Origin of the sequence: Streptomyces sp. NPDC015131, from assembly GCF_043079975.1 — a bacterium.
Classification (GTDB): domain Bacteria; phylum Actinomycetota; class Actinomycetes; order Streptomycetales; family Streptomycetaceae; genus Streptomyces.
The window spans coordinates 1138303-1160224 of record NZ_JBIBVB010000001.1 but is presented as its reverse complement, the minus strand read 5'-3'; the positions used below and the strand labels follow the sequence as shown (position 1 = coordinate 1160224).

The following is a 21922-nucleotide window of genomic DNA, read 5'->3' as shown; positions in this document are numbered from 1 at the left end:
CGACCGGGCCGGGTCCGGCGGCACCACCGAGGGGGATCACGTGCAGGCCAAGGAGACCGTGTTCGCGGGCCTGGTACAGGGGCGGACGCAGCAGTTCCAAGTACCGCTCTACCAGCGGACGTACTCCTGGACGGAGAGCCACCTCACCCGGCTGTGGAACGACGTCCTCGACCAGGCGGAGGTGCTGGAGTCCGGGCGGCCGGCCGGGACGCACTTCCTGGGCTCGGTGGTGCTGGCGCCCTCGCCGCAGAACGACCCGACCTTCCCGCGCTGGCTGGTGGTGGACGGCCAGCAGCGGCTCACGACCCTGTCGCTGGCGCTGGCCGCGATCCGGGACCACGTGGCCACCGGCCGGCCGCGCGAGGCCGAGCGCATCGACGAGCAGTACCTGGTCAACAAGTGGATGGACGGCCACGACCAGTTGCGGCTGCTGCCGACCCAGGCGGACCGGCCGCAGTACGCCGCCCAGGTGCGCGGCACCACGGGTGCGCCGGGCACCGTGACGGAGCGGGGCGGAGCGGGCGGGGGCGTCGCCGCCGCGTACGACTTCTTCCGGCGCAAGCTGGTGGAGGCGGAGGAGGACCCGGCGGGCCCGCAGGACCCGCTCCGGATCGAGCAGGCCGTCACCACCCGGCTCGCGCTGGTGGCCGTGATCGCCGACCCGGGTGACAACGTGCACCGCATCTTCGAGTCGCTCAACAACACCGGTCTCCGGCTGAGCCAGGCCGACCTGTTGCGCAACCACCTCTTCATGCGGCTGCCCACGCGGGGCGAGCACATCCACGAGACCTACTGGCTGCCATTGCAGCGGAGCCTCGGCACCGACGAGCTGGAACGGCTGATGTGGCTGCACCTGGTGCTCGGCGGGGACGACCGGGTCCGGCGCCAGGACCTGTACGCCGCCCAGCAGAAGCACTTCGAGGACGCCGGGGCGGGCGAGCCGGAGATCGAGGCGTACGTCCGCGAACTGCACCGGCGCGGCGCCCACCTGCGCCGGCTGCTGCACCCGGAGGAGGAGCCGGACCCCGGTGTCCGCGCCGTACTGCGGCGGCTGGAGGAATGGCAGGCGGCCGTGACGTACCCGGCCCTGATGCTGCTGCTGGAGCGGCGCGAGCGCGGTGAGCTGTCCGCCGCCGACACGGCCCGCGCGATGGGGTACGTGGAGAGCTTCCTCGTACGCCGGATGATCTGCCGGGTCCCGACGAACAACCTCGGCCGGATCTTCCAGGCCGTCCCCGGTCAGCTCCCCCGGGACGTGCCGGTCCCGGAGGGACTGCACCGGCTGCTCTCCGCCGACCACCGCTTCTGGCCGGACGACGACGAGCTGCGCGAACGGATCCGGACAGCCCCCTTCTACCGGTACGGGCGGTGGCAGCAGCGCGCGTACGTCCTGCGGCGGCTGGAGGAGAGCCACGAGCACCCGGAGCCCGTCGACTTCGCCGCCGCGCGGCTCACCGTCGAGCATGTGATGCCGCAGACCCCGGGGGACGCGTGGCTGAGCGTCCTGGGCGAGGACACGGCCGACGGCGAGAGTCCCGAGGAGCTGCACGCCCGGCTCCAGCACACCCTGGGCAACCTGACGCTCACGGCGGTCAACGCGGAGCTGTCCAACCACCCGTTCCGGCGCAAGCAGGACCTGCTCGAGGGCAGCCACCTGGAGATGAACCGGCGCATCGCCGCCACCGGGCGCTGGGGCGCCAAGGAGATCCTCGCCCGCGCCGACGACCTCGCCGACCGCGCGATCCGCCTGTGGCCGGCCCCGCTGAGCGGGGTGGGCCGCGCGGAACGCGGCCGCGACTGGCGCCTGGTCCACCAGGTCCTCGCCGCCCTTCCGCACGGCACCTGGACGTCGTACGGAGACCTCGCCGCGTTCCTGGGCTCGGGCGCCCAGGCGGTGGGCAACCACCTCGCCAATACGCCCGGGGTGGCCCGGGCGCACCGGGTCCTCACCGCGGAGGGCAGGGTCTCGGACGGCTTCCGGTGGGCCACACCGCCGCGCGACGAGGAGGACGCGTGCGACGGCGTACGGGCGCTGCTGGCCGCCGAGGGGATCCGCTTCACCGCCAAGGGGACCGCCGATCCGGACCAGCGCCTGACCGCCGACGACCTGGCTGCGCTCCTCGCCGGCGACGCCGGAGCGGAGGACGGGACGGAGGGCGGAACGCAGGGCGGGACGGAGGACGGGACGGAGGGCGGGGTGACTGCCGGTTCCACGGCCGGGACGGTAGGTGGCTCAGTGGCGGCCGGGGCGGCGGGTGGCGCGGGCGGCGGGGAGACCCGTGCGGAGCGGTTCTTCCGCCAGCTGGCCGCCGACGACTCCGCCGGCACGGTGGAGGCCGTCCGCGCGCTGTTCGCCCACTGGGAGGGGCTCGGTGGCCGGCTCGCCCACGGGACGGGCCGGGTCACCACCAGCACGTACCTGATGCTGGGCGAGGCCGGCGCGCCCGGCCGGGGCATCTGGCCGCTCACGCTCTACCCGGGCGGCGGGCGCGGCGGCACGGTGGAGGTGGTGTTCCAGCACCTCGCGACCCGGGAGCCGTTCACCGATGCCGGGCTGCGGGCCGAGTTCCTGAGGCGCCTCAACGCCCTCGACGGCGTCGCCATCCCCGAGGGGAAGCTCCGGCTTCGCCCCGGTTTCCGGCTCTCCGTGCTGGCCGACCCGGGCAACGGGAAGCGGCTCGCCGAGGCCCTGACCTGGTTCCGGGACACCTGGGACGCCCGCTGAAGCCCTGCTGAGCCCCTCAGGGGCCGGCGGCGCTAACAGGCGGCCTTCGGCACGGGTTCGGTGCCGGAGGCCGCCTCGATGCGGTGGCGCATCCGGTGGAGGCCGCGCCGGGCGTGGCTCTTGACCGTCCCGAGCGGGAGGCCGATCCGCTCGGCGATCTGGCTCTGCGTCAGGTCCTCGTAGTAGGCCAGGCACAGCACCTCGCGCTGCGGGCGCGGCAGCCGGGAGAGTTCGTCGATCAGCAGGACCCGGTCCGGCACATGGTCCGGGGCCGGGCCCGCCGGGTGCCGTACGGTCGCCTCGGCCGCGCGGGCGGCGGCGTCGGCGAGCCGGAGGCGCCGGGTCCGGGCGGCCAGGGCGTCGACAGTCTTGCGGCGGGCGATGCCGACCAGCCAGGCGCCGAGCGCGCCGCGCTCCGGGTGGAAGCCGGCCCGGCCGCGCCAGGCCGCCAGGAAGACCTGCTGGGTGACGTCCTCGGCCTCCCGGGCGTCACCGAGCGAGCGGGCGGCCAGGGTGTGGACGAGCGGGCTGTACCGCCGGTAGATGGCGGCGAACGCGGTCTCGTCCGAGGCCAGCAGGCCCCGGGCCAGATCCTCTTCGAGGTCCTGTTCGCACCACGCCTGCGTCTCCGGTGCACGCGGAACGGGGCGGGTGCTCGTGCTCATGGGTCACGTCTTCCTGCCGGGCCGTCCGGACGGCGCGCCGACGCGCCCGGGCGGCGAGGGGATTCATGCGGTCCGGGCGCCTCGGGGGCACCGCGCGGATCAGTCTTGGACGCACAAACGACGCACGCAACATGCGTCGTTTGTGCGTCGTAGCCTGTGCGGGTGCCCAGGAACGGAGACACCGGCGAGCAGGCCGGACTGACGACCGGTGAGGTGGCCCGGCGCCTCGGGGTCGCCACCACCACCCTGCGTTCCTGGGACCGGCGCTACGGCATGGGCCCCACCGACCGCGCGGGCGGCAGGCACCGGCGGTGGACCTCCGCCGACATCGCCCGCCTGGAACAGATGTGCGCCCTGACGGCCACCGGGGTCCCGCCCGCCGAGGCGGCCCGGGTCGCCCTGGACGGCGAGGCCCCGCGGCTCGGGGCGGTCCCCGCCCCCTCCCCCGTCCCGGCACCGGAGACCGTCCCCGTCCTGGAGACCGTCCCCGTCCCCGAGACCGTCCCCGTCCCGGAGATGGTCCCCACGACCCGCGATCCGGAGGGACCGGACGGGGTCGCCGAGCGGGCGCGCAGGGCCGCCGGGCGCGCCCGGACCGGCCTGCGGCTGGGCGATGTGCGCCAGGAGTGCCGGGGCCTGGCCCGGGCGGCGCTGCGCCTGGACGCACCGGCCGTGGACACGCTGCTCACCGACGTCATCGGCGCCCACGGCCTGGTGACCGCGTGGAACGAGGTGGTCGTGCCGGCGCTCCAGGCCGTCGGCCGCAAGTGGGAGACCTCCGGCGAACGGTACGTCGAGGTGGAGCACTTGCTGTCCTGGCACGTCTCCGGGGCGCTGCGCAGGGCGGCGCCGCCGCTGCCGTCCGGTCCGCCCGGCGCCACGGTGCTGCTCGCCTGCGTACCCGGGGAGAACCACACCCTGGCGCTGGAGGCACTGACCGCGGCGCTCGCCCGGCGGGGGGTGTCGGTGCGGATGTACGGGGCGGCGATGCCCGTCGGGGCGCTGATGGAGGCCGTACGGCGGACCGGCCCGGCCGCGGTGGGCCTGTGGGCGCAGTCCCGGACGACGGCGAGTCCCGCGCTGGCCCGGCATGTCGCCGCCATGGAGTGGGGTGTACGGGGCGCCCGGCGGCGGCCCGTCGTGCTGACCCTCGGACCCGGCTGGGCGGGCCGGGCGGTCCCGGGACTGCCGCGTCCGCCGGGGCTGGCGGAGGCGCTGGACGCCCTGGAGTCCGCCGTCCGCGCCTGACCGGCCGCCCGGGCGTGTGGACCGCGCCGGGGCGGGCACTCCGATGGGGCGACGCCCGTGGCGGTTGCTGGCATCCGGCGCCGGAACGTGGTCGGCTGGACCGCCGTCCGCGCGGGCGGCAGGAGGGACGGGAGCACCGATGACCGATCAGCGGCACGCGCCGCCGCCCGACGTCGTCGTCGTCGGCGCCGGGCTCGCCGGGCTGGCCTGCGCGCACGACCTGAGCGCCGCGGGACTGAGGGTCGAACTGCTGGAGGCGTCCGACGGGGTGGGCGGGCGGATGCGCACCGACCGCCGGGACGGATTCCTGCTGGACCGCGGCTTCCAGGTCTTCAACACCTCCTATCCGCAGGTGAAACGGCGCCTCCCGCTGCGCGAGCTGCGGCTGCGGCCGTTCACTCCCGGCTTCGTCGCCCGTACGCCGAGCGGTCCGGTCCGGGTCGCCGACCCGACCCGGGACGCCCGGGCGGTCGCCGCGCTGCTGCCGGGGCGGCCGCCGTCCGGCCGGGACCTGGCCGCGCTCGCCGCGCTGACCGCCCGTGACGCCCTGCTGCCGACCCGGCTGCTGCGGCACGGCGCCGACCGGACGACCGCCGAGGCGCTCGCCCGTGCCGGGTTCACCGGGCGCGCGGTCGACGAGCTGCTGCGGCCCTTCCTGTCCGGGGTGTTCCTGGAGGACCGGCTGGAGACCTCGGCGCGCTTCTTCCACCTGGTGTGGCGCAGCATGTTCCGCGGCACGCTCTGCCTGCCCTCCGCGGGGATCGGCGCGGTGCCGGACCGGCTGGCCGCGGATCTGCCGGAGGGCGTCCTGCGGCTGGGGACCCCGGTCGCCTCCCTGACCGACGCGGGGGTGCTGCTGGCGGACGGCGGCGAACGGGCGGCGGCCCAGGTGGTGGTGGCCACCGACGCGGCGACGGCCGCCCGCCTGCTGCCGGGGCTGGAGGTCCCGGAAACGCGCACGGTCACCACGTACTACCACGCCACCGGCGCACCGCCCGCGACCGGGCCGACCCTGGTGACCGACAGCTCCGGCACGGTCCTCAACAGCTGTGTCCTCAGCGCCGTCGCGCCCGGGTACGCCCCGTCCGGCACGGCCCTGGTCTCCACGTCCGTGCTGGGCCCGGACCTGCCGGGGCGCGAGCGGGAGGTGCTGGACCGGCTGGCGGTGCTCCACGAGGCCGACACCTCAGGCTGGCGGAGCGTGGCCGTGTACACGGTGGAGGGCGCCCTTCCGGCGATGGTGCCGCCGTGGCCGCTGAGCCGCCCGACCCGGGTGGCGCCGGGACGCCATGTGTGCGGCGACCACCGCGCCACGGGGTCGGTGCAGGGCGCGCTGGCGTCGGGTGCCCGGGCGGCGCGCGAGGTGCTGGCCGACCGCGCGGCCGGCGGGGTGCGCGCGGGCTGAGCCGGCCGCCGGTGCAGGTGAGGCGTCCGGTGCAGCCGGTACAGCTGATGCATCCGGGCGGCGGCGCCGTACCGAAGGCATCACGGGCGGCACGGGCGGCACGGGCGGCACGGGCGGCACGGGCGGCACGGGCGGCACGGGCGGCACGGGGCACCGAAGTGCGCCGGGCGCGCCGGGAGATGACGACAGGACGGGAGCGTACGGAGATGGCGGGCGGCGGCGGGGCGCACGGCGTGGTCGTCGTGGGCGGGGGCGCGGCCGGGCTGAGCCTGGCGCACTGGCTGCGCCGGACGGACGCGGCCGAGGTCACCGTGGTGGAGGCGCCCGAAGGGCCGCTGCGCCCGGCGGAGCGCACCTGGTGCCACTGGGACGCGGGGCCGGGCGAGTACGAGGAGGCCGTCACCGCCTCCTGGTCCCGGCTGCGGGTGCACGGCCCGGACGGCACGCCCGTGTGGTGCGACCCCGCGCCGCTGCGCTACCGGATGCTGCGGTCGGTGCCCTTCGAACGGCTCGTCCACGAGCGGCTGGAGGCCGATCCCGGGGCACGGCTCGTCCGGGCGACCGCGCACACGGTGCGGGACGCGCCGGGCGGCGGCGCCGAGGTCCGCTGCACGGCACCGGACGGCCGGCCGCTGACGCTGCGCGGGCGGTACGCGTTCGACTCCCGTCCCCCGGGCCGGCTGCCGCCCGGCCGCACCACCCTGCTCCAGCACTTCCGGGGCTGGTACGTCCGCACCGCCGCGCCGCGCTTCGACCCGGACGTGGCGGACCTGATGGACTTCCGCGTACCGCAGCCGGGGCACGGCATGGCGTTCGGCTACGTCCTGCCGCTCGCCCCGGACCGGGCCCTGGTGGAGTACACCGAGTTCTCCCGGGCGCCGCTGACCACGGAGGCGTACGAGGCGGCGCTCGGGCGGTACGCCGCCGAGGTGCTGCGGCTGGGGCCGTTCACCGTGGAATCGGCCGAGCAGGGGGTGATCCCGATGACCGACGGGCGCTTCCCCCGGCGCGGCGGGGCGCGGGTCTTCCGGATCGGTACGGCCGGCGGGGCCACACGCCCCTCGACCGGCTACACCTTCGCAGCGGTGCAGCGGCAGAGCCGGGCCATCGCCGCGGCCCTGGGCGACGGTACGGACGCGGTGCCGCGCCCCCACTCCCGCCGGGCGGTGGCGATGGACGCCGTACTGCTGCGGGCCCTGGACGCGGGCCGGATCGACGGGCCCCGGTTCTTCACCGGGCTGTTCCGCGACGTGCCCACCGAGCGGCTGCTGCGTTTCCTGGACGGAACGACCTCCCCGCGTGAGGAGTTCGGCATCGGCCTGCGCACCCCGGTCGGCCCCATGCTGCGTACCGTCGCCGAACTCCCCTTCCTCCCCCGCCGTGCCGCCGACCCGGTGGCGCGGCCCGCCCGCTCCGAAGGAAGCCGCCCATGACGACTCCCCCGCTCGGCCGTGACCGCAGGGCGGAGTTCCTGCCGCCCGCCCCGGGCCATCCCCGCTTCACGGGCGCGGACGCGCCCCGGGTCGCCGTCGCCGGCGGCGGCATCGCCGGCCTCGCCGCGGCCACCGTCCTCGCCGAACGCGGCGCCCGGGTGACGCTGTACGAGCGGGAGCCGGTGCTCGGCGGCCGGGTCTCCGGGTGGCCGGCCCGGCTGGCGGACGGGTCGGAGGTGACCATGAGCCGGGGCTTCCACGCCTTCTTCCGCCAGTACTACAACCTGCGCGCCCTGCTGCGGCGGACCGATCCGGCGCTGGCGGGGCTCGTCCCGCTGCCCGACTATCCGCTGCGGCACAGCCGGGGGCTGACGGACAGCTTCGCGCGCGTGCCGAGGACCCCGCCGTGGAGCGCGGTCGGGTTCGCCGCGCTCAGCCCGTCGTTCGGTCTGCGCGACCTGGCGGCGATGGCGCCGCGCGCGGCGCTTCCGCTGCTCGACGTGCGGGTGCCGGAGACGTACGCGCGTTTCGACCGGATGGGCGCGGCGGCCTTCCTGGAGCGGATCCGCTTCCCGGAGGCGGCGCACCACCTGGCGTTCGAGGTGTTCTCGCGCAGCTTCTTCGCCGATCCGCGCGAACTGTCGGCGGCGGAGCTGATGGTGATGTTCCACATCTACTTCCTCGGGTCGTCCGAGGGGCTGCTGTTCGACGTGCCCTCCGAACCGTTCCCCCAGGCGCTGTGGGAGCCGCTGGGCGGCCGGCTGGCGGCGCTCGGCGCGGAGGTCCGCACCGGTACGGCGGTGGACGCGCTGGTCCCGCTGGAGGGCGGCGACTTCGAGGTGGTGACCGGCGGCGCGTCGCGGGACCGGCACCAGGCGGTGGTGCTCGCCCTGGACGTCGCGGGGCTGCGCCATGTGGTGGGCGGGTCGCCGGACCTCGGCGGGCCGGGGGGCGGCGGCTGGCGGGAGGACGTCGCGGCGCTGCGTACGGCGCCGCCGTTCCTGGTCTCGCGCTACTGGCTGGACCGCCCGGTGCGCCGGGACCGCCCCGGTTTCCTGGGCACCAGCGGGTACGGGGGGCTGGACAATGTGAGCGTCCTCGACCGCTGGGAGGGCGAGTCGGCGCGCTGGGCCGCCCGCACCGGCGGCTCGGTGGTGGAGCTGCACGCCTACGCCGTGGACCCCCTGGCCGAGCCGAAGCAGGTGCAGGACCGGCTCCTGGAGCGGCTGTACGAGGTGTACCCGGAGACCCGGGACGCGCGCGTGGTGGACGTGCGGCACGAATGGCGGGCGGACTGCCCGCTGTTCCCGGCGGGCACCTACGAGCGGCGCCCTGCGGTGCGCACGCCGCACCCGCGGCTGGTGATGGCCGGGGACACGGTCCGCTGCGACCTGCCGGTCGCCCTGATGGAGCGCGCCGCGACGACCGGGTTCCTCGCCGCGAACGCCCTGCTCGAAGGGTGGGGCGTACGGGGGCAGGGCCTGTGGACGGTCCCCCGCACGGGCCGCACCCGCGCCCTGCGCGCCCTGGCATCCCTGGGCCGCTGACCGGAGCGGGCGGGGCCACGCGCGCGAGGGCCCCGGCCGGGTGCCGTCCGGCCGGGGGCCCGTGGTCACCTGGCGCCGGTGCGTCGGTCGACGAGGTGGCGGACCGCGTCCACGACATGGGGGCCGTACCCGAACGCCGTGCCGGCGCGCTCCAGCCGGCCGAACGTCTCCGGTGTCAGCCGCGACCAGTATCCGTTCGCGGCGTGCAGCAGGAAGCGGAACGCCAGCTCCGGGCAGACCGTCTCCGCACAGCGCACCAGCGCCCGCCGCACGGTGCCGACCGGTTCGTGGTGTTCCGCGCGCGGGTCGAGCAGGGCGACCAGCTCGACCACCTCCGGCGCGAGACGCCGGTGCCCCGCCGCGTCCGTGCCGTCCCCGGCGCACGGGGGGTACGTCGTACAGGATGCCTTCGACGCGCCACGCGCCCGGGCCAGCGGCACGACCACGGCCAGCAGCCGGTCCAGCCACCCCCGCGCGTCTCCGCGGATCACCGGGGCGCCGCCCAGCGGCGGGTCCGTGGCGTGCCACAGCGCGGCCAGCTCGTCGTCGTCGAGCCCGGAGTCCCGCAGCCGCAGGAGGTCCTCGACGAGCAGGACCAGCCCGGCGGGGTCGCCTTCCGTGCCCAGATACGTCCGGACGTGGTCGAGTGCGTCCTGGGCGTCGAGCACCCAGTCCCCGTGGAACGACGCGCCGAGCGCGGTCACACCGAAGTCGAAGACGGTCTCACCGTGCTCGGCCGCGGGATCGTGCATGGTGCGGCTCCTTGCCCTTCCCGGCCGGTTCGAGCCGGCGCAGCACGGCGCGTCCGCCAACTCGCCGAGGGCGGCGGCACCCTCGACCAGGGCCGGCTCGCCCTGCGTTTCGCGGAAGCGTACGCCGACGACACCCACCGGGTGTACGGGGCCACGCGCGCGTGAGGCACGGCCGGGTGCCGCCCGGCCAGGGTTCTGAGGGCCCGTCAGCCGGGGAAGCGCCCGGTGCTCCGGAGCTCCCAGCGGCGTTCCGCGTATGCCAGGTCGTCCCGCCACAGACGGCCCGCCGCGCGGCGCATCAGGGGGCGCAGGGCCGGCGCGGCGGCGCGGGCCAGGGCGAAACCGCGCCGCCCGGAGGCGGCGACGACCGCCTCCACGACGGCCGTCCGGGGGCGGGCCGCGCCCTCCGGGGTGAGGGGCGTGGCATGGGTCTCCACCACGGACGTGGCGCCCTCGCCCTCGGTGATGTGCATGACGACCGTCCGGGGTTCCGGGGCGGTGAAGACCGCGCGCACCGGGACGACCATCCGCCCGGCGACCCGGAAGGAGACCTCGACCTCGAAGCCGTCACCGTCGCCTTCGCCACCGCCGGCCGGTTCGCCCCGGCCGCCGGGGGCGCTCACCACGCGCAGGTCGACGAAGGAGTACGGGTGGAACCACGCGCCGTGCCAGGGGTCGAGCCGGTTGGCGACCACGTCCTCCGGTTCGCACCGCCCCACGCCGGTCCAGACGGCCTCCACCGCGCCGCGCGGGTCGGGCCGCACCGGGATCACCGGGCGTTCCAGGGGCTCCTCGCCGCCGGCCGCGTCGAGCCGCACCCAAACGAGCACCCCGTCGTCGTGGACCGGGAAGGGCTCCCAGCCGGCGAACGGGCCGCCGTCCAGGGCCATGCCGTGCCACTGGCAGACCAGGGTGCCGCACACTACGCGGCTGTCCCGCAGCGGGGCGCCGAGGTGCGGGCAGACGCCCGGCCCGGCGCGCAGCGCCCCGTCGGGGGCGCGCCACAGGACGACCTCGGTCCCGGCGAGCGTACGGCCGTGGGGGCGGCCGGGGGTGAGGTCGCGGGAGGCGCCGGCGACGAACCAGTTGCCGGACGGCCGGGCCTTGGCGCGCTTCAGGGCGTCCGCGATCAGCGCCGGCCTCGCCTCCCGCCAGGTCGGCGGCTGGTCCGCCCAGCCCGGGCCGCGGCGCAGCCGCAGCGGTGAGGTCCAGCGGGCCGCCCGGGCCCCTCGTCCGCCGCCGTGTCCGGTCAGCTCGTCGTCCACCTGGTCGCTTCCTCCCCCTGGGTCATGGTTCCGCGCACCGGCGGGGCCGGTCGTCGCGGGTGCCGGTGGCGCAGGCGGGCCCCGAGGATGCTCAGGGCCGCGCCCGCCGCCGTACGCGCCCGCTCGCGGCGCGGCACCACCGCCCGGCGGTGCAGGACGGCGTAGTCGTCGGCGGCGATCGCGTCCAGGATGCCGCCGTAAAGCGTGAACGCGGTGCGGATGCAGGGCCGGGTGCGGGGGTCGAGCATGGCGATCCCCGGTTCGGCGTCGCGGTAGACGCCCCGGGTGAGGTCCTCGGCGGCGCGCAGCGCGGCGCGGATGCGCGGGTCGCGCCGGCCGGTGCGGCGGCTCCACTCCAGCAGCGGCCGGTCGGCGCCGTGGGCGGCCAGCAGGTCGGCGGGCAGGTAGACGCGCCCCCGGTCGAGGTCCTCGCCCACGTCCCGCAGGAAGTTGGTGAGCTGGAAGGCCACGCCCAGGGCGGCGGCGTGCGGTTCCGCCTCCTCGCGGGGCACCACCGTGCCGAGGACGGGCAGCATCTGGAGCCCGATGACCTCGGCCGAGCCGCGCATGTAGCGGCGCAGGTCGGTGTAGCGGGGGTAGTCGGTGACGCTGAGGTCGCTGCGCATGGACACCATGAACTCGGCGAACAGGCCGGGGTCGATGCGGTGGCGGGCGGCGGTGTCGGCGACGGCCCGTACCACCGGTTCGCCACCGCCGCCGTGGCGCAGGGCGTGCGCGAGGTCGTGCTCCAGGCGGAGCAGCAGCCGGTCGCGGTCCGCCGGCGGCTGCCGCCGGTCGAGGTCGTCGACGATGTCGTCGGCCCAGCGGGCGAAGCCGTACAGCGCGTGGACGGCGGGCCGCCGTTCGACCGGCAGCAGCCGGGTGGCCAGGAAGTAGGTCTTGCCGTGGCGGGCGTTGAGGGTCCGGCACCGGCTGTAGTCGGCGCGCAGGCCCGGGTCGGTGATGCCCGCGGTGTCGAGTTCGCGTCGGGTCATGCGCCCGGCCTCCCGGGGGTCGCGGGGGTACGGTGCGGGGCGCGGGCGCGATCGCCGGTGATGCGGGCGGCGGCGAGCTTGCCGCTGACGAGGACGGTCGGTACGCCCACCCCGGGGGTGGTGCCGCAGCCGGCGAGGACGACGTTGTCGTACCCGCGGACCAGGTTCCGGGGCCGGAAGGGGCCGGTCTGGGCGAAGGTGTGCGCCACGGAGAAGGGGGTGCCCGCGGCGTGGCCGTGGGCGGTCCAGTCGGCCGGAGTCACCAGGACTTCCTCCTCGATGCGGTCGCCGAAGCCGTCCAGGCCCCGGCGTTCCAGTTCGGCCACCAGGCTGTCGCGGTAGCGCGGGGCGAGGTCGCCCCAGGCGCGGGCGGAGGGGCCGGTGGTGGTGTTGGGGCAGGGCGCGAGCACGTAGTGCAGGTGCTTGCCGGGGGGCGCCAGCTCCGGGTCGTGCGTGGTGGGGCGGGTGATCAGCAGCGACGGGTCGCTCATCAGCTCGCCGGTGCGGGTGAGTTCGTCGAAGGTCCGCTCCCAGGCGGCGCCGAAGGAGAGCGTGTGGTGGGCGAGGTGCGGCCAGGTGCGGTCGGTTCCGGCGTGGAGCACCACGGCCGAGGGCGAGTGCCGCAGCCGTACGGGCCGGCGGGGCGCCCGGCCCAGCAGCCGGTGCGCGACCGGCAGGTCGGGGGTGAGGACCACCGCGTCGCAGGCGATCCGCTCGCCGGACGCCAGGCGCACGGCGCGTACCCGGCCCGCCGAGCGTTCCAGCGTCTCCACCTCGGCCGACCAGCGGAACGCGGCGCCCGCGCCGGCCGCCGCGCGGGCCATCCCCCGGGGCAGGGCGTGCATCCCGCCGCGCGGGAACCACACGCCGGCCACCGTGTCCATGTACGCGATGACGGCGTACGCGGCCAGGGCCCGGGCCGGGGCGACACCCGCGTACAGCGACTGGAAGGAGAACACGCGCCGCAGGCGGGGGTCGGAGAGGAAGGACCCGATGCGCGGCCCGAGGCGGCCGAAGCCGCCGAGGGCGGCGAGGCGGGCGAGGTCGGGGTGGAGCAGGGTGAGGGGCGAGTCGAAGTTGGTGTCGATGAACCGCCGCATCTGGGCCCGGTAGAGCCGTTCGAGCCAGTGGCGCAGCCGCCGGTAGCCGGCGGCCTCGGCGGCTCCGGCGAAGCGGCGCACCTCGTCCTCCATGGCCTCGGCGTCGGTGTGGACGTCGATGCGGGAGCCGTCGGCGAAATGCGCGCGGTAGGCGGGGTGCAGGGGGGTCAGTTCGACGTGGCGGTACAGGCTGTCGCCGACGGCGGCGAACGCCTCGTCGGCGAGGTGCGGCATCGTCAGGACGGTGGGCCCGGTGTCCATGCGGTAGCCGGCCCGCTCCAGGAGGCCGGCGCGCCCGCCGGGACCGGCCTCGCGTTCGACGACGGTGACGCGGCGCCCGGCGCCCAGCAGGTGGAGGGCCGCCGCGAGGCCGGACAGCCCGGCGCCGACCACGACGACATGGTCCACCGGTCCCGGTACGGTCCTCACGCGCCCTCCCCCTGCCGGGCCGGGGCCGTGGGTTCGGCGGTACGGGCCGCGGGGGCGGGTTCGGCGGTACGGGCCGGGGCCGCGGGTTCGGCGGTACGGGCCGCGGGGGCGGCGCCCGTCGCGCGCTCCACCAGCGCGGAGAACTCCCGGGCGGCGTCGTGCCCCGCGCCGCTCTCGGCGAAGTGGTGCCGGGCTTCGGCGGCCAGTTCGGCGATCCGCCGTTCGACCGCCTCGCGGGCGCCGGTCCGTTCGAGGGCCGCCCGCATCCGGGCGACCGCCTCGTCGTCGCGCGGGCCGCCGCCGGGGCGCAGGGCGTCGGCGTCCTCGTGGTGTCCCGACTCGGCGGCGAGGCGCGCCGCGACCGCGAGCGGATAGGTGAGCTTGCGGGCCCGCAGGTCGTCGTGGGCGGGCTTGCCGGTGACGGCCGGGTCGCCGAACGCCCCGTCGAGGTCGTCCCGCAGCTGGAAGGCGAGCCCCGCGCAGCGGCCCGCCGAGCGGAGGGCGGCCACGGTGTCCTCGCCGGCGCCGGCGAGCAGCGCGCCCAGCGCGAGCGGCCGTTCCACGGTGTAGAGGGCGCTCTTGAGGGTGGCGATGGTCACCGCCTCCTCCAGGTCCGACGAGCCGGTCGCCTGGGCGTGGACGTCGCGGTACTGCCCGGCGACCATCTCGGCGCGCATCGCCCGCCACTCGCGGTGCAGCGCGTGCCCGTACGGGGAGCCGAGCGCGACCTCGGTCAGCAGGTCGTCGGCCCAGGCGAGGGCGAGGTCACCGGTGAGGACCGCGGCGGCGGCCGAGAACGCCTCCGCCGAACCGTTCATGCCGGCGGCCCGGTGCATCCGGGCGAAGTCGGTGTGCACGGACGGCGCGCCGCGCCGGACCGCCGACTCGTCCATCAGGTCGTCGTGTATCAGCGCGCACGCCTGGAGGAGTTCCAGGGCCGCGCCGACGCGCAGCACCCGCTCGGGCCCCGGCCCCCCGCCGGCGGCCCGCCAGCCGCACCACACGAAGGCGGTCCGCAGCCGTTTGCCGCCGCGCCGTACGAACGCGTCGAGCCGCCCGGCCACGTCGCGGGCGAACACCGGGTCGAGGGCGCGGGCCTCGCGGAGCCGCTCGCCGAGGTGCCCGGCCAGGACGTGGGCGACGGCCTCCGTCGCCGCAGCGGCCGTGCCCGGGGCGCCGGTCTCCGTCGCCGCACCGGCCGTACCCGGCTCGCCGGGCCGGTCCGGCGTACCGTCGGAGCCCGGCGCGCCGGTCCGGTCGGGCGTACCGTCGGAGCCCGGCTCGCCGCGGCACAGCTCGCCGGCCGTCGTCGCTCGCGTTCCCAGCACGTGCAGACCCCCTTCGTCGCGCCCGCCGGCGCGCACCTGTCGTTCGCGCCGCATGGGCACCTGGTGTTTCGGCCCGGGGGCCGTCCCTGGATGCATCGATGCCTGCCCGTTCCTGTCACCGCTCGTTTCACCGGCGGCGCACGGCTCACTCCTGTGGCGCACCGGTGAGATCTCCCGGGTGCGCCACGTTCCGGTCAGCGCGGCGCGCCGGGGCCCGTCGTGGCGCCCGCGCGCCCGCCCGGGCCGAGCAGGCCGGTCGCCTCGAAGGGGTCCCGGGCGTCGAGCCGGGGCAGTTCCCTCCGGGACAGCGCCGTCACCACCGCGGGCATCGCCGCCCGGACGAGCTGGGTCGCCCGCAGCCAGGCCGGGACGTACACGGTGGGGCGGCGCCGCTCGATCGCCGTGACCAGCCGGCCGGCGACGTGCTCGACGGGGTACACCTTGCGGGCGGGCGGCGGCATGTGGCCGCGCAGCTCCCGGAGCACGGCGTGCTGGTCGGCGTCGCGGATCATGTCGGTGTCGGTCCAGTTGATGTACGCGATGCCCACGCCGACGCCCCGGTGGGCCAGTTCCGCGCGCAGGGAGTGGGCGAGCGACTCGACGCCGGCCTTGGAGGCGCAGTACGCGCTCATCAGGGGCGAGGCGCCGATCGACGCGAGGGAGCCGACCTGGAGGAAGTAGCCGCCGGTCGCCAGGAGGTCGGGCACGAACGACCGCGCGGTGATCGCGCTGCCGATCAGGTTGACCTCGATGACGCGCCGCCAGGTCGCCGGGTCGGACTCGGGGAAGGGCCCGCCCTCGGCGACGCCCGCGTTGGCGACGACCACGGCGGGCGGGCCGAGCCGGCGGCGCACCTCGGCGGCGGCGCGGGCCATCCCGGTGTCGTCGGTGACGTCCACCTGGTAGCAGTGGGCCTCGCCGGGCAAGGAGTCGCTCACCCGGGCGAGCGACTCCTCCTCGCGGCCGAGCAGGGCGACTCTGGCTCCCCGGGCGGACAGCAGGCGGGCCATCGCCTCGCCGAGGCCCCGGGCGGCGCCGGTCACCACGGCGGTACGGCCGCGCAGCGGGCTCACCGAGGTCGCGGTGGTCATGGCGACTCCCTTCGGCGCGGCGCGAACCACGGGGCGAAATGTGATGCGGACCGCGGGACGGACCACGGGGCGGGCGGCTGCGGCCCCGCCCTGCCCACCGTAAGCGCGGACGTCCGGACCGGCGCGTCGGCGGAACCGGCGGGGGCGGCCGGGTGAGGGGCGGGCGCGGCGCGGGCGGTCACCGGTCGCTCCGGGACAGAGCGCTGGGCCCCCACGCCTTCGGCCCGATGTCGACGACCAGCGCCGGGACCAGGAGGGAGCGGACCACCAGGGTGTCCAGCAGCACGCCGAAGGCGACGATGAACGCGATCTGCACCAGGAAGGCCAGCGGGATGACCATCAGCGCCGCGAAGGTCGCCGCCAGGACCACACCGGCCGAGGTGATGACCCCGCCGGTGGTCGTCAGGCCCCTGAGCACACCGGCGCGGGTGCCGTGGAGGAGCGCCTCCTCTCGTACCCGTGACATCAGGAAGATGTTGTAGTCGACGCCGAGGGCGACCAGGAACACGAACCCGTACAGCGGGACCGACGCGTCCGTGCCGCTGAAGCCGAGCAGCCGTTCGAAGACGAGGGCCGAGACGCCCAGGGTGGCGAGGAAGTTGAGGGCGACGGTCGCCACCAGGAGGACCGGGACCAGCAGGGAGCGCAGGAGCAGCACCAGGATCAGCAGGATGATGCCGAGCACCACCGGCACGATCACGGTCCGGTCGCGGGCGGCGGTCTGCTGGGTGTCGTACCGCTGGGCGGTGTAGCCGCCGACGAGCGCGTCGGCGCCGGGCACCGCGTGCACCCGTTCGCGCAGGCGCTCGACCGTCCGGGTGGCCGCCGTGCTGTCGGCCGCGTCGCGCAGGGTGGCGTCGATGCGCACCCGGCCGTCCACCACCAGGGGCGGTCCGCCGCCGGGCCGGCCGGACGCGGTGACCGGCGCGGCGGAGGCCACTCCCCCGGTGCCCTTCGCGGCCTCGGTGACCTGCTGGACGCGGTCGGCGTCGGCCACGATCACGGCCGGGTTGCCGGCGCCGCCGGGGAAGTGCCGGCCGAGGGTCTCCTGAGCGGCCACGGAGGGCGCGTCGTTGACGAAGATCTCGTCGAGCGGCACTCCCCTGGCCGACAGGGTGGGGGCGAAGGCCGCGCACGCGGCGAGCGCCACGGCGGTGGTGACCCACACCCGGCGCGGGCGGCGGTCGACGCGGGCGGCGACCCGGCCCCACAGCCCGCCCGGGGCCTGCTCCTCGCCGGTAGCGGCAGCGGGCGTCCGGGCCTTCGAGGGCCAGTGGACGGCGCGGCCGAGCAGCGCGAGGACGGCGGGCAGGAACGTCAGCGCCGAGAGCAGCGCGCAGCCGATGCCGATGGCGCCGACCGGCCCGAGGGCCCGGTTGTTGGTCAGGTCGCTGGCGAGCAGGGCCAGCAAACCCAGCGCGACGGTGGCGGCGCTGGCGGTGACGGCGCCGAAGGAGCGGCGTACGGCGGTCAGCGCGGCGGCGGCACGGTCCTGGCCGCGGCCGAGTTCCTCGCGGAACCGGGCGGCGATCAGCAGGGCGTAGTCGGTGGCGGCGCCGATCACCAGGATGGAGAGGATGCCCTGCACCTGCCCGTCCACCCGTACGACGCCGCGGTCCGCCAGGGCGTACACGATGGCGCAGGCGAGGCCGAGTGCGAACACCGCGCAGACGATGATGACCAGCGGCAGCAGGACGCTCCGCTGCACCACGAGCAGGATGAGCAGCACGGCGATCAGGGCGACGCCCAGCAGCAGCCCGTCGATGCCCGAGAAGGCGTCGGACAGGTCGGCCTGGTTGGCGGCGGGCCCGGCGATCTCGGCCGTCGTGCCCGGGACCGCGCCCACCGCGGAGCGCAGCGAGTCGAGGACCGCCGGGAGTTCCTCGCCGAGGTCGGGGCGGAGCGGGACGACGGCCTGCAGCGCCTCGCGGTCGGCGGAGGGCAGGGCGGGCGAGGCCGGGCCGGCGACGCCGGGGCGTCCGGCCAGTCCGGCGAGCGCCCGGCCGGCGGCGGCCCGCTGCGCCTCGGTGACGGGGGCGCCGTCCGCCGTCCAGACGACGATCGCCGGCACGGTCTCGGACCGTTCGAAGTCCTTGCGCGCCTCCAGGACGCGGGTCGACTCGGCGGTACGGGGAAGGAAGGCGGCCTGGTCGTTGGTGGCGACCTCGCCGAGCTTCCCCGCGTACGGGCCGAGTGTCCCGCCGATGCCCAGCCAGACGACCAGGAGGACGAGTGGCACCAGCCACCGGGCCCACCGCTGTGCACTTCTCATGGACTCCCCATCGCAGCACCGGAAGGGGCCGCCGCGGCGCCGCCCCTTGGCCAACCCTTCTGCCCGGCTTCCCGGTCCGGATGCGGAGCCCGGAAGCGGACGTTCACCGGCGAACGCTACGGCCGCCCGGGCGTCTTCTCCCGGAAGCGGCCCGCGCGCATCCGTGGGACCGTCGAGCCGGGAAACGGAATCGGGGGGCGGAGTCCGGAGGAGGGCGTCGCATGGCCGAGGAGAAGAAGCTTCGCAAGGGTGACGAGGTCACCTGGAGCAGCCACGGGAAGACCGTCGAGGGCGAGGTGAAGAAGAAGGTCACCAAGCGGACCGAGGCGGCCGGGCGCACGGTGGACGCGTCGAAGGACGAACCTCAGTACGAGGTCGAGAGCGACAAGACCGGTCGGCGCGCGGTGCACAAGCCGGAGTCGCTGCGCAAGAAGGGCAAGCGCTCGTGAGCGGCGGCGGCCCGGACCGCGAGAAGGTCGTGGCCGACTTCGGCGAGGCGGTGAACATGACCGCCGGGGAGCTGGAGAAGTGGCTGGAGACCGAGGAGTCCCGCGGCGTCGGCCAGTCCGGCGGCGGGGGCGAGAGTGTCGGCCATGCGTCGGGGCGGCGGATCGTGGAGCTGTTGCGCACCAAGAAGTCCGACCTCGGCGACGACGACCTCGCGCACATGCGGAAGGTCGTCGGCTATGTGCACCGGCACGCGGCACAGCGCCCCGACGGGGACGTGACCGACACCCCGTGGCGGTACTCGCTGATGAACTGGGGCCACGACCCGGAGAAGTGAGCGCGCCCCGGCGCGCGGTGCCGCACCGCGCGCCGGGGCATGGGCTGGTCCGGCTTCCGGCTTCCGCTTCCGGCCTCCGCTTCCGGCTTCTGGCTTCCGGCTTCCGGCTTCTGGCTTCCGGCTGCCGCTTACGGCTCAGCTGGGCGGGGGTCCGAGGGGGTTCTGCTGCAGGGCCTTGGCCACCCCGTGGAGGTTGGCCGCCATCGCCCGGCCCGTCTTGTCGGACCAGTCGTGGCCCCGCTCGTCGTCGAGGTAGTCGGGGCCGGCGCCCGGGCCGAGGTGCCAGTACGTCCACGCCTGGCCGGGGACGGTGTAGCCGATGTCGCCGAGGGCGCCGGCGATCTCGCTGATGACGTGGTGAGCGCCGTCCTCATTGCCGGTCACCACGACTCCGGCCACCCGGTTGTAGGCCACCGGCCTGCCCTCGTCGTCGGTCTCGGAGAGCAGGGCGTCCATCCGCTCCAGCACCCGCTGAGCCACCGAGGACGGGCGGCCCAGCCAGGTCGGCGAGGCCATGACGAGGATCTGCGACTCCAGGAGCGCGCGGTGCACCTCCGGCCACTCGTCGCCGTCGCCCTCGTCGCTGGTCACACCGGGTGCGATGGCCAGGTCGACGGCGCGGACATGGCGGACCTCGACCCCGTACGACACGAGCCGGCGGGCGACCACGTCGGCCAGCGCGCGGGTGTTGGACGGCTCGGGCGACTTCTTGAGGGTGCAGTTGATCACCAGTGCTTTCATGCCGTCCCTGGTACCCGGGACGCCCGCGCCGAGACCGGTGCACTCCGCCGATCAGGTGAGCATGAAGGGCCCCGGACGGGGCAAAGGGACCCATCTGACGACAGGGAGGGTGCCATGGCCATGACGGAGCAGCGGTCGACCGGGGCGAGAGCGGAGAAGGACCCGGAGGTCCGTACCGCCTGTGCCTGCGCATGCGGTCACGGCCCGACGGGACCCGCCGGGCAGGCTGAACGGGCCGGGCAGGCCGGGCAGGGCGGACCGGCCGGGCAGGGCGGGCAGGTCGAGGAGCGGCCGGAGACGGCGCGCGAACGGGTCAACCGCCGCTGGAACGAGATCCTCCAGGAGACCCGGGTCGCCCAGACGGGTGTGCAGATCCTCTTCGGCTTCCTGCTGAGCGTGGCCTTCACCCCGCTGTTCCGGGAGCTGGACACCTTCGACCGGGTCGTGTACGTCGTCACGGTGGTGCTGGGCGCGTCGGCCACGGGCTCGCTGATAGCGCCGGTCTCGATCCACCGCTTCCTGTCCGGCCAGCGGATGAAGGACGAGGTGGTGGAGGCGGCGAGCCGGCTGATGATGTGCGGCATGGTGCTGCTGGCGCTCACCATCGGGTGCACGCTGCTGCTGATCCTGCACGTGGTGGTGCCGGGGCTGCTCGCGGAGATCCTGGTCGGCGGGGTGATGCTCTGGTTCGGCCTGTGCTGGTACGCGCTGCCGCTGTGGCTGCGGCACCGGTCCTCCGGGCGCCCGGAGGCGACCCCGGAGGACTGACCGCCGGAACGGAACGGTCCCGCTACTGCCGTTCCTCGGCGTCGGGGTGCCTCTCGCGCGTCGCGTCGCCCGGGACCGGGCCCTTGGGAGCGGCGGGCTCCGGCAGGTCGTCGGCCGCCCGCTCGGCGAGGTCGCCCTCGCGCTCCCGCTGGGCCTGGCGCTTCTCCTCCTCGAGCCGCTTGCGCACCTCTTCGGGCTTGTCTCCCAGCTGGTTCATGACGTTCTCCGTTCCGTGTCCCGTGTCCCCGCCGCCCGCCGGGACCGTGCCCGGGGCGGTGCCGGGTGCTGGCTTCCGCCGCCAGCGTCACACAGGGCCCGGCCCGCCGCGACCGGGCCGGAGCCCCACCCCGGATTGGTCCGGACCTTTGTCTTGTCGGGGGGTCGGCCGGGCGTCAAGCTGCCCGTATGGAACTGGAGTTGCGGCACCTGAGGACGATCCGGGCCATCGCCGACGCGGGCAGCCTCACCAAGGCCGCGACGGCGCTGGGGCTCGCCCAGCCGGCGCTGAGCGCCCAGCTCAAGCGGATCGAGCGCTCCCTGGGCGGCGCGCTCTTCGAACGCGGGCGTCACGGGGTGCGCGCCACCGCGCTCGGCGCCCTGGTACTGGACCGCGCCCGGGTCGTCCTGCCCGCCGTACGCGAACTCCAGGAGGAGGCGCAGCGGTTCGCCCGGTCGGGGGCCCCGGTGGCCGAGCGGCGGCGGGTGAGCGTCGGGGGGACGCACGGGCCGCTGCTGGGCGGGCTCGTCGACCGGCTCGCGACCGGCGCCCCGGGCGTCACCGTGGTCACCCGTACCTCGTGGTCCGAGCGGGAGATCGCCGCCGCCGCGGCGGAGGGCGAGCTGGACTACGCGCTGATCGGTACGTGCGGGGACAGCGCCCCGCCGGAGCCCGCCCGGCTGGTGTGGACGGAGGTGGCGCGCGATCCGGTGTTCGTGATGCTGGCCGCCGCCCACCCGCTCGCCGGGGCGCGGGAGGTGGAGCTGGCCGAGCTGGCCTCGGAGGCGTGGACGGACGTCCCGGGGGACGGGTGTTTCGCGGACTGTTTCGCGGCGGCGTGCCTCCGGGCGGGTTTCACCCCGGCCTCGGTGTACGAGACGGACACCGCGTCGTGCGTGCATCTGGTGCAGGTCGGCAGGGCGGTCGGGCTGTGCCGCGCCACGTTCCCCGACACCCCGGGCATGGTGACCCGGCCGCTGGCCGGCACACCGCTGGTGTGGCGGCACCTGCTGGGCCGGCATCCGGACGCGCCCGCCGCGGTGGGAGCGCACGACGTGGTCGAGGAGGTGCGGGCGGCGCACCGGGCGGCGGTGACCCGCAGCACCGGCTACACCCGCTGGCTGGCCCATAACACCGGGCAGAGGGCCGACTGAGAT

The 21922-nt window shown here is 76.2% G+C and carries 19 protein-coding genes; 9 read left to right on the top strand and 10 right to left on the bottom strand.

The annotated features are described in order from the left end of the window. Window positions 1-40: 40 nt before the first annotated feature. The gene (locus ACF08D_RS04840; RefSeq protein WP_392221072.1) at window positions 41-2725 is read left to right on the top strand and encodes a DUF262 domain-containing protein; all 2685 of its coding nucleotides are present in this window, start codon (window positions 41-43) and stop codon (window positions 2723-2725) included. 32 nt (window positions 2726-2757) lie between these two features. On the opposite strand, the gene ACF08D_RS04835 is transcribed toward ACF08D_RS04840, so the two are convergent. Next, window positions 2758-3390, bottom strand: a complete 633-nt coding sequence (locus tag ACF08D_RS04835) for an RNA polymerase sigma factor (protein WP_392221071.1) — start codon at window positions 3388-3390, stop codon at window positions 2758-2760. A gap of 162 nt (window positions 3391-3552) precedes the next feature. On the opposite strand from ACF08D_RS04835, the gene ACF08D_RS04830 reads away from it, so the two are divergent. The 4 genes from ACF08D_RS04830 (at window position 3553) to ACF08D_RS04815 (ending at window position 9023) form a co-directional block, all read left to right on the top strand. After that, entirely contained in the window at window positions 3553-4638 is a 1086-nt protein-coding gene (locus ACF08D_RS04830; protein ID WP_392221070.1) for a MerR family transcriptional regulator, read from the top strand. Between the two features lie 139 nt (window positions 4639-4777). After that, a complete protein-coding gene (locus ACF08D_RS04825; protein ID WP_392221069.1) occupies window positions 4778-6043 on the top strand; it encodes an NAD(P)/FAD-dependent oxidoreductase in 1266 nt (421 codons plus the stop codon). Window positions 6044-6222: 179 nt separating this feature from the next. Next, a complete protein-coding gene (locus ACF08D_RS04820) occupies window positions 6223-7476 on the top strand; it encodes a lycopene cyclase family protein (protein WP_392221068.1) in 1254 nt (417 codons plus the stop codon). Continuing rightward, the gene (locus ACF08D_RS04815) at window positions 7473-9023 is read left to right on the top strand and encodes an FAD-dependent oxidoreductase (protein WP_392221067.1); all 1551 of its coding nucleotides are present in this window, start codon (window positions 7473-7475) and stop codon (window positions 9021-9023) included. The genes ACF08D_RS04820 and ACF08D_RS04815 overlap by 4 nt, the downstream gene beginning before the upstream one ends. A 65-nt stretch (window positions 9024-9088) precedes the next feature. Here the strand turns inward: ACF08D_RS04815 and ACF08D_RS04810 are convergent, their stop codons facing one another. The 7 genes from ACF08D_RS04810 to ACF08D_RS04780 form a co-directional block, all read right to left on the bottom strand. Then, complete coding sequence (locus tag ACF08D_RS04810) at window positions 9089-9775, bottom strand: hypothetical protein (protein WP_392221066.1); 687 nt, start codon at window positions 9773-9775, stop codon at window positions 9089-9091. A 206-nt stretch (window positions 9776-9981) separates the two neighbouring features. Next, window positions 9982-11028 carry a DUF5914 domain-containing protein gene (locus tag ACF08D_RS04805; RefSeq protein ID WP_392221215.1) on the bottom strand — a complete coding sequence of 349 codons (1047 nt, stop codon included), beginning with the start codon at window positions 11026-11028 and terminating at the stop codon, window positions 9982-9984. Then, window positions 11025-12035: a phytoene/squalene synthase family protein gene (locus ACF08D_RS04800; RefSeq protein ID WP_392221065.1), complete on the bottom strand. Its 1011-nt coding sequence runs from the start codon at window positions 12033-12035 to the stop codon at window positions 11025-11027. Before ACF08D_RS04800 ends, ACF08D_RS04805 begins: the two co-directional genes overlap by 4 nt. Beyond that, the gene (gene crtI / locus ACF08D_RS04795) at window positions 12032-13564 is read right to left on the bottom strand and encodes a phytoene desaturase family protein (protein ID WP_392221064.1); all 1533 of its coding nucleotides are present in this window, start codon (window positions 13562-13564) and stop codon (window positions 12032-12034) included. Before crtI ends, ACF08D_RS04800 begins: the two co-directional genes overlap by 4 nt. After that, window positions 13561-14892 carry a polyprenyl synthetase family protein gene (locus ACF08D_RS04790; protein ID WP_392221063.1) on the bottom strand — a complete coding sequence of 444 codons (1332 nt, stop codon included), beginning with the start codon at window positions 14890-14892 and terminating at the stop codon, window positions 13561-13563. The genes crtI and ACF08D_RS04790 overlap by 4 nt, the downstream gene beginning before the upstream one ends. A gap of 194 nt (window positions 14893-15086) precedes the next feature. Further along, a complete protein-coding gene (locus ACF08D_RS04785) occupies window positions 15087-15983 on the bottom strand; it encodes an SDR family oxidoreductase (RefSeq protein ID WP_392221062.1) in 897 nt (298 codons plus the stop codon). 178 nt (window positions 15984-16161) lie between these two features. Then, window positions 16162-18255 carry an MMPL family transporter gene (locus ACF08D_RS04780; RefSeq protein WP_392221061.1) on the bottom strand — a complete coding sequence of 698 codons (2094 nt, stop codon included), beginning with the start codon at window positions 18253-18255 and terminating at the stop codon, window positions 16162-16164. Between the two features lie 221 nt (window positions 18256-18476). Here ACF08D_RS04780 and ACF08D_RS04775 point away from each other — a divergent pair, with 221 nt between their 5' ends. Both ACF08D_RS04775 and ACF08D_RS04770 read left to right on the top strand, forming a co-directional pair. Beyond that, a complete protein-coding gene (locus tag ACF08D_RS04775) occupies window positions 18477-18704 on the top strand; it encodes a DUF2945 domain-containing protein (RefSeq protein WP_392221060.1) in 228 nt (75 codons plus the stop codon). Further along, on the top strand, window positions 18701-19039 hold the full coding sequence (locus tag ACF08D_RS04770) for a DUF3140 domain-containing protein (protein WP_392221059.1): 339 nt from the start codon (window positions 18701-18703) through the stop codon (window positions 19037-19039). The genes ACF08D_RS04775 and ACF08D_RS04770 overlap by 4 nt, the downstream gene beginning before the upstream one ends. A 135-nt stretch (window positions 19040-19174) precedes the next feature. Here ACF08D_RS04770 and ACF08D_RS04765 read toward each other — a convergent pair whose 3' ends face one another. Continuing rightward, complete coding sequence (locus ACF08D_RS04765) at window positions 19175-19780, bottom strand: flavodoxin family protein (RefSeq protein WP_392221058.1); 606 nt, start codon at window positions 19778-19780, stop codon at window positions 19175-19177. Between the two features lie 114 nt (window positions 19781-19894). On the opposite strand from ACF08D_RS04765, the gene ACF08D_RS04760 reads away from it, so the two are divergent. Next, window positions 19895-20548 (top strand): DUF6328 family protein, encoded by a 654-nt coding sequence (locus ACF08D_RS04760; protein WP_392221057.1) that lies wholly within the window; start codon window positions 19895-19897, stop codon window positions 20546-20548. 22 nt (window positions 20549-20570) lie between these two features. Here ACF08D_RS04760 and ACF08D_RS04755 read toward each other — a convergent pair whose 3' ends face one another. Next, window positions 20571-20765 (bottom strand): hypothetical protein, encoded by a 195-nt coding sequence (locus tag ACF08D_RS04755; protein ID WP_392221056.1) that lies wholly within the window; start codon window positions 20763-20765, stop codon window positions 20571-20573. 188 nt (window positions 20766-20953) lie between these two features. Between ACF08D_RS04755 and ACF08D_RS04750 the strand changes: the two genes are divergently transcribed. Then, complete coding sequence (locus tag ACF08D_RS04750; RefSeq protein ID WP_392221055.1) at window positions 20954-21919, top strand: LysR substrate-binding domain-containing protein; 966 nt, start codon at window positions 20954-20956, stop codon at window positions 21917-21919. The last annotated feature ends 3 nt before the right edge of the window (window positions 21920-21922 follow it).